The organism is Sandarakinorhabdus sp. (assembly GCF_041689835.1).
Classification (GTDB): Bacteria; Pseudomonadota; Alphaproteobacteria; order Sphingomonadales; family Sphingomonadaceae; genus Sandarakinorhabdus.
Map to the genome: position 1 here is coordinate 20,602 of NZ_JBDNFM010000137.1, position 9,244 is coordinate 29,845.

The following is a 9,244-nucleotide window of genomic DNA, read 5'->3' on the forward strand; positions in this document are numbered from 1 at the left end:
TCGGCACCACCAGCCGCATCGCCGAAGCCTTGGCCCAGCGCGCCATGCAGTGCGGTTCAGCGCGTAAAGCCAACGGCCCGGTGCACCTCGGCCAGCACCGGTTCGGCGATGGCGCGCGCCCGCTCTGCTCCGCGCGCACAGATCGCTTCGATCGCCGCCTCGTCCGCTTTCAGTGCGTTGAATCGTGCCGTAATCGGAGCCAGCTTTGTCACCATCACATCGGCCAGCGCCGGCTTGAAGGTGCCAAAGCCTTTGCCGCCATATTCGGCCAGCACATCGGCCACGCTGGAATCGCACAGCGCCGCCATCAGGTTGACCAGGTTGGCGGCTTCCGGGCGGCCAACCAGCCCGGCAGCTTCGGACGGCAGGAAATCCGCATCGGATTTGGCGCGCTTGATTTTGCCGGCGATGCTATCGGCATCGTCGGTCAAATTGATGCGGCTCTGGTCGCTGGGATCACTTTTGGACATCTTGGCGCTGCCGTCGCGCAAGGACATCACCCGCGTCGCTGGGCCCTCGATTACCGGTTCCGGCGGCGGAAACAGCTCGACGCCGAAATCGGTGTTGAACTTGATGGCGATATCGCGCGCCAGTTCCAGATGCTGCTTCTGGTCCTCGCCCACGGGCACGTGCGTGGCCTTGTAGGCCAGGATGTCGGCCGCCTGGAGCACCGGATAGGTGTACAGGCCCACCGACGCGCCCTCCCGGTTATGGCCGCTTTTTTCCTTGAATTGGGTCATGCGGCTGAGCCAGCCAACGCGCGCCGTGCACATCAGCACCCACGCCAGTTCAGCATGCACGCGCACCCGGCTTTGCGGAAACAGGATGCAGCGTTCGGGATCGAGCCCGGCCGCAATCAGCGCCGCCACCATCTCGTGGATGCCGCGCCGCAAGGTGGCGGGATCCTGGGCGACCGTGATGGCGTGCAGATCGACCACGCTGAAGATGCACTCGGCCTCATCCTGCATGCGCACCCAATTGCGGATGGCACCCAGATAATTGCCCAGATGCAAATTGCCGGTGGGCTGGATACCCGAAAATACCCGTTTCATACGCGTTTCCGTTTCATTTGTGCGGTCAGGCCGGCAAAGGTGAACAGGCCAAGCAGCCGCGCCGCCGCCAGATAGGCCAAGGCGCCGCCGCCAATCAACAGCGCAAGCGCCGCCGCCTCGGCCGCAAAACCGCGCGCGGCCAGCGGGGCGAGCAGCGGCATGGCACCAAACAGCACAGCCACCATGCCCGCCGTCGCCAGCACAAGGCGCGGCAGCAGCCGGCGGGCACGGGCATCAAGTGCAAACTGGCCGCGCTTGTGGAGCAGCCACCACAAGGCGGCAGCGTTCACCCACGCCGAAATCGCCGTGCCCAGCGCGATGCCGACATGGCCAAGCGGCCACACCAGCGCCAGATTGGCCGCCAGATTGACCAGCATCGCTGCCAGCGCCACCCGCACCGGCGTGCTGGTATCGCTGCGGGCATGAAAGCCGGGGGTGAGCACCTTGATCAGCACATAGGCTGGCAGGCCCACCGCAAAGCCCGACAGCGCCGCCGCCGTGGCCGCGCTGTCGGCAGCCGTGAACTGGCCGTGCTGGAACAGCAGCGCCACAATTGGCTGAGAAGCGACCACCAGGCCGGCCGCGGCGGGCAGGGTAAGGATCAACACCAGCTCCATGGCGCGGTTCTGCTGGGCGACGGCGCCGGGCACATCATCCGCACCGATCAGCCGCGACATGGCCGGCAGCAGCGCGGTGCCCACGCCGATGCCGATGATTCCCAGCGGCAACTGGTTCAGGCGATCGGCATAATAAAGCCAGCTCACGGCGCCATCGCCCAGAAAGCGCGCCGCCAGCGCGGTGGAGATCAGCAAGTTCACCTGCACCGCTCCGGCCCCGAACGCTGCCGGCACGATCAATTTGAGCAGCGCCTTCACTTGTGGCGTAAGGCGCGGCATTCGCAGTCGCAGGCTGATGCCGGCCCGCCCGCACGACCACAACAGCCAGACCAATTGGGCAATGCCGCCCACCGTCACGCACAGCGCCTGCACCCGCGCCGCCGCCACGTCATCGCCGCTGCCAGACCACAGCAGCCCGCTGATCAGCACGATATTGAGCAGGATTGGCGCCGCGGCGTTCACTGCAAAGCGCCCGACCGAATTGAGCAACCCGCCCAGCAGCGACGTCAGGCTGATGAGCATCAGATAGGGAAAGGTGAGCCGTATCAGATCGACTGTGAGATCAAATTTCTGCGGCCCGGCGTCGGGGAAACCACCGGTGAGCGCCCACACCACCGGCACTGCACCGGCCACCATCAGAACGGTAAACATCAACAATATCGGCAGCAGCACCGCCAGCACAGCCTCGGCAAAGCGCTGGGCGCCGTTTAGCTGCCCGCCATCGGCGCCGACCTGACGATTGAACATCGGCACAAACGCCGACGCAAAGGCACCTTCGGCAAACAGCGCACGAAACAGATTGGGGAGACGCTGGGCAATCAGGAAGGCATCGGCTGCCATGCCGGCACCCATCAACGACGCCTGCAGCACATCGCGGACAAAACCACCGATGCGGGACAAAAGCGTGAGGCTGCCGATGGTGGCGGTGGCGCGGACCAGATTCATCCGTATCGCGATGCCGCGCCGGGGCGCAAAGTGCAAGCGGAACGGCTTGCCCCACAACGAAAACGGGCGACCCGAAGGCCGCCCGTTTCATTCGAATGCTTTGGCCTCAGGCGTTGCCGATCTGGCCCTGCTGAGACATGTACAGCGCGCCAAAATCGATCGGATCGAGCAGCAGCGGCGGAAAACCACCATCACGAACGGCATCGGCAATGATGCGGCGAGCAAACGGGAACAGGATGCGCGGGCCTTCGATGATGCAGAACGGCTCGATGGCGTCTTCCGGTACATTCTTGAGGCCAAACAGGCCGGCGTACAGCAGTTCGACCATGAACGCCGCGCCTTCATCGACATCGGCCTTGGCACTGATTTTCAGCTCGACTTCATACACGTCGTCGGCGGCCTTGCGGGCATTGACGCCAACGTTGACGTCGATGCGCGGCTGGCCCTGCACCTGCAGGCTGCCGGGCGCGTTCGGATTTTCGAACGACAAATCCTTCACATACTGGGTAATGATCGCCACCTGCGGCATCGGCTCATCGCCAAAGCCATTTTCAGGAGCGGCGCCCAGATCGATCTCGTCAGCCATGATGGCGATCCCTTTCGCTTATTCGTCGTCGAAGGTTTCGACCGGGCCCGAATCCTGACCCTTGGCGTCCACGTCGCGATCAACGAACTCGATGATCGCCATTGCGGTCGCGTCGGAGCGGCGAAAACCGGCCTTGACGACGCGGGTGTAGCCGCCCTGACGGTCAGCATAACGCGCAGCCAGCACGTCGAACAGCTTGATCAGCTGCACATCATCACCGAGGCGGGCGTTCGCGAGGCGACGATTGGACAGGCCACCATTTTTGGCCAGCGTGACCAGCTTTTCGATGTAGGGGCGCAATTCCTTGGCCTTGGCGATCGTGGTCTTGATCTGCTCGTGCTTGATAAGACTGGCCGACATGTTGCGCAGCAACGCGATGCGATGGCTGCTGGTGCGGCTGAGTTTGCGGTGTGCAATGCGGTGGCGCATTTCGTCTTCTCCGTTCGTTCAAGGGCCGTTTGAGGTACCCTGGACCAGGCTGATGAAGGGGTCAGCCGATATACCCCGAGTGTGCCGGCGGGAGCAGCCACGTGGCCGACCCCCGCCAAGCAGAACTTAAAACTCTTGCTCGAGCTTCTTGGCCATCTCTTCGATATTTTCCGGCGGCCAGCCGGCGATTTCCATGCCAAGGCGCAGACCCATCTGGGACAGCACTTCCTTGATTTCATTCAGCGACTTGCGGCCGAAATTCGGCGTGCGAAGCATCTCGCTTTCCGTCTTCTGGACCAGATCGCCAATGTAGATGATGTTGTCGTTCTTCAAGCAGTTGGCCGAACGCACCGACAGTTCCAATTCGTCCACCTTCTTGAGCAGGTAACGATTGATGCTGGCGCTGTCGTCCACTTCCACCACGCCGGCGGCGGTGGTGCTGGTGACCGGAGCAGCCGTGGCGGCGTCTTCGAAGTTCACGAACAACTGAAGCTGGTCCTGAAGGATCTTGGCACCATAGGCGAGCGCGTCTTCCGGGCTCAAGCTGCCATCTGTTTCCACCGTGATGGTCAGCTTGTCATAGTCCAGTTCCTGGCCAACGCGGGTCGGATCGACCTTGTAGCTGACCTGGCGCACCGGCGAGTAGAGCGCATCGACCGGCACCAGGCCGATCGGCGCATCGGCTGGGCGGTTGGCACTGGCCGGAACATAGCCCTTGCCGGTTTCCACCGTCAATTCCATGTTCAACGTGGCGCCTTCGTCCAGCGTGCAGATCACCAGATCGCTGTTCATCACTTCCATGTCGCCGGTAACGGCAATCTGGCCAGCGGTGACCGGGCCAGGACCCGTGGCGTTCAGATAAACGCGCTTGGCGCTGTCGCCCGCCATGCGGATCGCCACCTGCTTGATGTTCAGCACGATGTCGGTGACGTCTTCGCGAACACCAGCAAGGCTGGAAAATTCGTGCAGCACGCCATCAGTTTTGATGGCGGTAACGGCGGCGCCTTGCAGAGACGACAACAGCACGCGGCGCAGAGCATTGCCCAGCGTCAGGCCAAAGCCCCGCTCAAGGGGTTCGGCGACAAAAGCCGCCTTCTGCCTGCCGTCACCGGTGAAGCGCTGCTCCAGACGGTTCGGCTTTTTCAGTTCGGTCCAGTTCTTGGCGATAACTGCCACGGGGTTCACCTCGGTCTGGAGTGGGGGCCTTGGGAGAAGCGGATCGTCACCCGCGCGTCCCGATTGGTCCAAGAATAGAAACGCTGGGCACCGTAATGGAGCCCGGCGCCAGGCAGCTTTAGACGCGGCGGCGCTTGGGGGGGCGCACACCATTGTGCGGGATCGGCGTCACGTCACGAATGGAGGTGATGACGAAACCAACCGCCTGCAGCGCCCGCAAAGCCGATTCGCGGCCCGAGCCAGGACCGCGCACTTCGACTTCCAATGTGCGCACGCCGTGTTCGGCGGCCTTCTTGCCGGCGTCTTCGGCAGCCATCTGCGCCGCGAACGGCGTCGATTTGCGGCTGCCCTTGAAACCCACTGTACCCGCCGACGACCAGGCAATTGCATTGCCCTGCGCATCGGTGATGGTGATCATGGTGTTGTTGAAGCTGGCGTTGACATGGGCAACACCGCTGGTGATATTCTTGCGCTCCCTGCGCTTGATGCGAGCAACTTCGCGAGCCATTTCGTATATCCCTAGAAAAGCCTATCGGCCTGATGTGAAAAAGAAGATGAGCAGCGACGAGGCGCTTACTTCTTTTTGCCAGCGATCGGCTTGGCCTTGCCCTTGCGGGTACGGGCGTTGGTATGTGTGCGCTGGCCGCGAACCGGCAGGCCCTTGCGATGACGCAGGCCGCGATAGCAGGCGAGGTCCATCAGACGCTTGATGTTCATCGCGTTCTGGCGGCGCAGATCACCCTCGACGGTCAGCTCACGGTCAATCTTTTCACGGATCAACAGAATCTCGGCGTCGGTCAGTTCCTGCACGCGGCGTTCGATGGGAAAGCCCAGCTCAGTCGACAACCGCTTGGCGGTGGTGCGGCCGATGCCGTGAATGTAGGTGAGCGCGATCTCCACGCGTTTGTTGGTCGGGATGTTAACACCCGCAATACGTGCCACAGTTGATATCCTTTCATGCTCCACGGCGACCCTGGGCAGATGTCACCATCTCAAAGCAATATGCCGACAGCCCGAGCGGGCCGCCGGTTCCTGATCCGTTTAACGGAAGAGCGCCGGTTAGACGCGAGTCGCCTGCCTGTCAAGCCAAACGCTGCCCGCCAAACGCAGCCCGCAGGCCTTAGCGGTTGACAACCGCATCGATAGCGCTCGCCACCGCATCCATGCTGGCCATCCCGTCGACCCGCGCAACAATGCCCCGGCCTTCGTAGTGCGGAATGATCGGCGCCGTCTTGGCGCGGTATTCCGCCATGCGCTGGCGCACGGTGCCGGCATTATCGTCGGCACGGCGCTTGAAGTTGCTGGCGCCGCACACATCGCACACGCCCTGGACCTTGGGCAGCTTGAAACGGTCGTGATAGCCCTCGGCGCAGCTACCGCAGGTGAAACGACCTGTGATGCGCTCCACCAGTGCGTCCTCATCAACCACCAGTTCGATCACGTGATCGAGCGCCAGGCCCTTTTCCGCCAGCATGGCATCAAGCGAGCTGGCCTGTACATCTGTGCGCGGATAGCCATCAAGAATGAAGCCAGCGCGGGCATCAGGCTGGTCAAGCCGTTCCGAAAGAATACCGGAAACAATTTCGTCCGACACGAGGCCGCCCGAATCCATTACTGCTTTGGCAGCGAGGCCCACCGGCGTGCCGGCGGCCACGGCCGCACGCAGCATGTCACCCGTCGACAACTGAACCATGCCGCGTTCCTTGACGAGGCGGCTGGCCTGCGTGCCCTTGCCCGCCCCCGGCGGACCCAGCAAAATCAGATTCAACGACGATTCCCCCGCAGCTTGGACTTCTTGATGAGCCCTTCATATTGGTGAGCCAACAAATGGCTCTGAATCTGTGCCACCGTGTCCATGGTGACGTTGACCACAATCAGCAGCGACGTGCCGCCAAAATAGAACGGTACTTTGAGTTCGCTGATAAGGAATTCCGGTAACAGGCAGATCAGCGTGAGGTAGGCCGCACCGATCACCGTCAGCCGGGTCAGCACGAAATCCAGATATTCGGATGTACGCTGCCCCGGCCGGATTCCCGGCACGAAACCGCCGTATTTCTTCAGATTTTCTGCCGTTTCATCCGGGTTGAACACCACGGCCGTATAGAAAAAGCTGAAAAAGATAATGCCGGCGGCATAGAGGAACATGTACAGCGGCGCGCCGTGCTGCAGCGCGGTTGTCACCGTCGTCATCCATTCCGGCATGCTGCCCTGCTGGCTGAAAAACTGCGCCACGGTCAATGGCATCAACAGCAGCGAGCTGGCAAAGATCGGCGGGATCACGCCCGCAGTATTGATCTTCAACGGCAGGAAACTGCTGTCGCCCTGGAATGTCCGGCTGCCCATCTGGCGCTTGGGATACTGGATCAGGATCTTGCGCTGCGCACGCTCCATCAGGCAGATGAAGGCTATCGTACCCAGTGCCACCACAGCCACCAACAACACAAAGCCCGCCGACAGCGCGCCGGTACGGCCCTGTTCGAACAAGGTGCCCAGCGCCGACGGCAACTGCGCCACGATGCCGGCCATGATGATCAGCGAAATACCGTTGCCGATGCCGCGACTGGTGATCTGTTCACCCAGCCACATCAGGAACATGGTGCCGCCCAGCAGCGAGATCACGGTGGAAATGCGGAAAAACCAGCCCGGATCGATCACGGCGGAAACGCCTTGGCCCGCGCCCCAGCCCTCAAGGCCCAGCGCGATGCCATAGCCCTGCACGATAGTCAGGAACACGGTGCCAAAGCGCGTGTACTGGTTCAGGGTTTTGCGCCCGGCCTCACCTTCCTTCTTCAGGCTCATGAAGCTCGGGATCAGGCTGGTGAGCAACTGCACCACGATCGAAGCGGTGATGTAAGGCGTGACGCCTAGCGCGATCAGGCTCATGCGTTCCAATGCGCCGCCGGAAAACATGTTGAAGAAATCGAGCACGCCGCCGCGGGTCTGATCGAACAGGGTCGACAGCGCCAGCGGATCGATGCCGGGCAACGGCACGAACGAAATAAGGCGGAACACCACCAGCGCACCAAGCGTGAACCAGATGCGGCTCTTGAGCTCGGTAGCCTTGGAGAAATTGGCGAACGACAGGTTCGCAGCCATTTGTTCGGCGGCAGACGCCATGAAACCCTACCCGATCAAGCTAGTTGCAGAACGGCAAAGCGCCGCGTATCCGACCCATGTAGGCGACACGCGGCGCAATTGCCATGGGGTCGTTTAACCCGATGTTCGGTTTACTTGGCGGCCTTGGCGGCGCGCGCGACGGCGCGAGCGGCCTTCTGCTCATCCTTGGTCAGGGACGGGGCGGCAGGGGCGGGCAGCTCGATCGAACCACCAGCAGCTTCCACCGCAGCATTGGCCGAAGCAGAAGCGCCGGCCAGCTTCAGCGACACCTTGGCGGTGAGTGTGCCAACGCCCAATAGACGCACGCCATCACGAGCGGTGGTCAGCACCTTTGCGGCCACCAGCGCATGAGCGTCGATCACGGACGCGGCATCAAGCTTGCCGGCATCGATTGCAGCTTGCAACGTACCCAGGTTGAGCACGGCATAATCGCGGCGGAAAATGTTGTTGAAGCCGCGCTTTGGGATACGCATGTGCAGCGGCATCTGGCCGCCTTCAAAGCCATTGATCGACACGCCTGAACGGCTGGTCTGGCCCTTCTGGCCGCGACCGCCGGTCTTGCCAACGCCGGAACCGATGCCGCGGCCGACGCGCACGCGCTTTTTGCGGGCGCCGGGATTGTCGTGAAGGTCGTTCAGTTTGGTCGTCATGATCTGCACTCGCTTTCGCTTACGCGCTGATGGGTGCGCTTTCGCGCGGTTTGAAACATCACTAAAAGGCTGAACACCCCGGTTTGAAACGCGGGGTGCCCGAAACCATTCTGCCCCGGCCGCAGCCGGAACGCCCTGTTCAGCCGAGATGCTCGACCTTCAACAGATGCGCAACCTTCTTGATCATGCCAAGCACTTCGGGCGTGGCCACGTGCTCGCGTGAGCGGTGCATCTTGTTGAGGCCGAGGCCGATCAGGTTCTTTTCCTGGACCGGCGTGCGGCGGATCGGCGAACCGATCTGGGTAACTTTCACTTTGGCCATCGACATACTCCTTACGCCACCGCTTCGGCTTCGGCTTCGGCCAGCTTGGCCGAAACGTCACCGCGGCGCGCCAGCAGATCGACGACCTTCTTGCCGCGACGCTGAGCGACACTCTTGGGGCTGACCTGCTCGGCAAACGCTGCGAACGTCGCGCGGATCATGTTGTACGGGTTGTTGGTGCCCACCGACTTGGTAACCACGTCGGCAACGCCCAGCGCTTCGAACACGGCGCGCATCGGGCCGCCGGCGATGATGCCGGTACCCTGCGCGGCCGAACGCACATAAACCTTGCCGGCGCCAAAATGACCGTAGCCATCATGGTGCAAGGTGCGGCCATCGCGCAGCGGTAC

Annotated in this window: 11 protein-coding genes and 1 pseudogene; all 12 read right to left on the reverse strand. The window is 62.3% G+C overall.

The features are described from left to right. Positions 1 to 56: 56 nt before the first annotated feature. Positions 57 to 1,052: a tryptophan--tRNA ligase gene (gene trpS / locus ACESL8_RS07505; RefSeq protein WP_372917425.1), complete on the reverse strand. Its 996-nt coding sequence runs from the start codon at positions 1,050 to 1,052 to the stop codon at positions 57 to 59. Next, positions 1,049 to 2,614: a murein biosynthesis integral membrane protein MurJ gene (gene murJ, locus ACESL8_RS07510; RefSeq protein WP_372917427.1), complete on the reverse strand. Its 1,566-nt coding sequence runs from the start codon at positions 2,612 to 2,614 to the stop codon at positions 1,049 to 1,051. Before murJ ends, trpS begins: the two co-directional genes overlap by 4 nt. A gap of 106 nt (positions 2,615 to 2,720) precedes the next feature. Then, positions 2,721 to 3,200 (reverse strand): protein-export chaperone SecB, encoded by a 480-nt coding sequence (gene secB, locus ACESL8_RS07515; RefSeq protein WP_372917429.1) that lies wholly within the window; start codon positions 3,198 to 3,200, stop codon positions 2,721 to 2,723. 18 nt (positions 3,201 to 3,218) lie between these two features. Next, complete coding sequence (gene rplQ, locus ACESL8_RS07520; protein ID WP_372917431.1) at positions 3,219 to 3,629, reverse strand: 50S ribosomal protein L17; 411 nt, start codon at positions 3,627 to 3,629, stop codon at positions 3,219 to 3,221. 126 nt (positions 3,630 to 3,755) lie between these two features. Next, a complete protein-coding gene (locus tag ACESL8_RS07525; RefSeq protein ID WP_372917433.1) occupies positions 3,756 to 4,805 on the reverse strand; it encodes a DNA-directed RNA polymerase subunit alpha in 1,050 nt (349 codons plus the stop codon). Positions 4,806 to 4,923: 118 nt separating this feature from the next. Then, a complete protein-coding gene (gene rpsK, locus ACESL8_RS07530; RefSeq protein WP_372917435.1) occupies positions 4,924 to 5,313 on the reverse strand; it encodes a 30S ribosomal protein S11 in 390 nt (129 codons plus the stop codon). 65 nt (positions 5,314 to 5,378) lie between these two features. Further along, positions 5,379 to 5,747 carry a 30S ribosomal protein S13 gene (gene rpsM, locus ACESL8_RS07535; RefSeq protein ID WP_372917437.1) on the reverse strand — a complete coding sequence of 123 codons (369 nt, stop codon included), beginning with the start codon at positions 5,745 to 5,747 and terminating at the stop codon, positions 5,379 to 5,381. A gap of 178 nt (positions 5,748 to 5,925) precedes the next feature. Continuing rightward, the gene (locus ACESL8_RS07540; RefSeq protein WP_372917439.1) at positions 5,926 to 6,573 is read right to left on the reverse strand and encodes an adenylate kinase; all 648 of its coding nucleotides are present in this window, start codon (positions 6,571 to 6,573) and stop codon (positions 5,926 to 5,928) included. Then, the gene (secY, locus tag ACESL8_RS07545) at positions 6,570 to 7,922 is read right to left on the reverse strand and encodes a preprotein translocase subunit SecY (protein ID WP_372917441.1); all 1,353 of its coding nucleotides are present in this window, start codon (positions 7,920 to 7,922) and stop codon (positions 6,570 to 6,572) included. The genes ACESL8_RS07540 and secY overlap by 4 nt, the downstream gene beginning before the upstream one ends. 110 nt (positions 7,923 to 8,032) lie before the next feature. Next, positions 8,033 to 8,572 (reverse strand): 50S ribosomal protein L15, encoded by a 540-nt coding sequence (rplO, locus tag ACESL8_RS07550; protein WP_372917443.1) that lies wholly within the window; start codon positions 8,570 to 8,572, stop codon positions 8,033 to 8,035. Between the two features lie 139 nt (positions 8,573 to 8,711). Next, positions 8,712 to 8,894 carry a 50S ribosomal protein L30 gene (gene rpmD, locus ACESL8_RS07555; protein WP_372917445.1) on the reverse strand — a complete coding sequence of 61 codons (183 nt, stop codon included), beginning with the start codon at positions 8,892 to 8,894 and terminating at the stop codon, positions 8,712 to 8,714. An 11-nt stretch (positions 8,895 to 8,905) separates the two neighbouring features. Further along, positions 8,906 to 9,244, reverse strand: a pseudogene (locus ACESL8_RS07560) (30S ribosomal protein S5); the annotation flags it as partial.

Coding starts and splice junctions, on each gene's coding strand:
- rplO (WP_372917443.1), bottom strand. CDS start 8,572: ATGACGACCAAACTGAACGACCTTCACGACAATCCCGGCGCCCGCAAA.
- trpS (WP_372917425.1), bottom strand. CDS start 1,052: ATGAAACGGGTATTTTCGGGTATCCAGCCCACCGGCAATTTGCATCTG.
- rplQ (WP_372917431.1), bottom strand. CDS start 3,629: ATGCGCCACCGCATTGCACACCGCAAACTCAGCCGCACCAGCAGCCAT.
- secB (WP_372917429.1), bottom strand. CDS start 3,200: ATGGCTGACGAGATCGATCTGGGCGCCGCTCCTGAAAATGGCTTTGGC.
- rpsK (WP_372917435.1), bottom strand. CDS start 5,313: ATGGCTCGCGAAGTTGCTCGCATCAAGCGCAGGGAGCGCAAGAATATC.
- rpmD (WP_372917445.1), bottom strand. CDS start 8,894: ATGGCCAAAGTGAAAGTTACCCAGATCGGTTCGCCGATCCGCCGCACG.
- secY (WP_372917441.1), bottom strand. CDS start 7,922: ATGGCGTCTGCCGCCGAACAAATGGCTGCGAACCTGTCGTTCGCCAAT.
- murJ (WP_372917427.1), bottom strand. CDS start 2,614: ATGAATCTGGTCCGCGCCACCGCCACCATCGGCAGCCTCACGCTTTTG.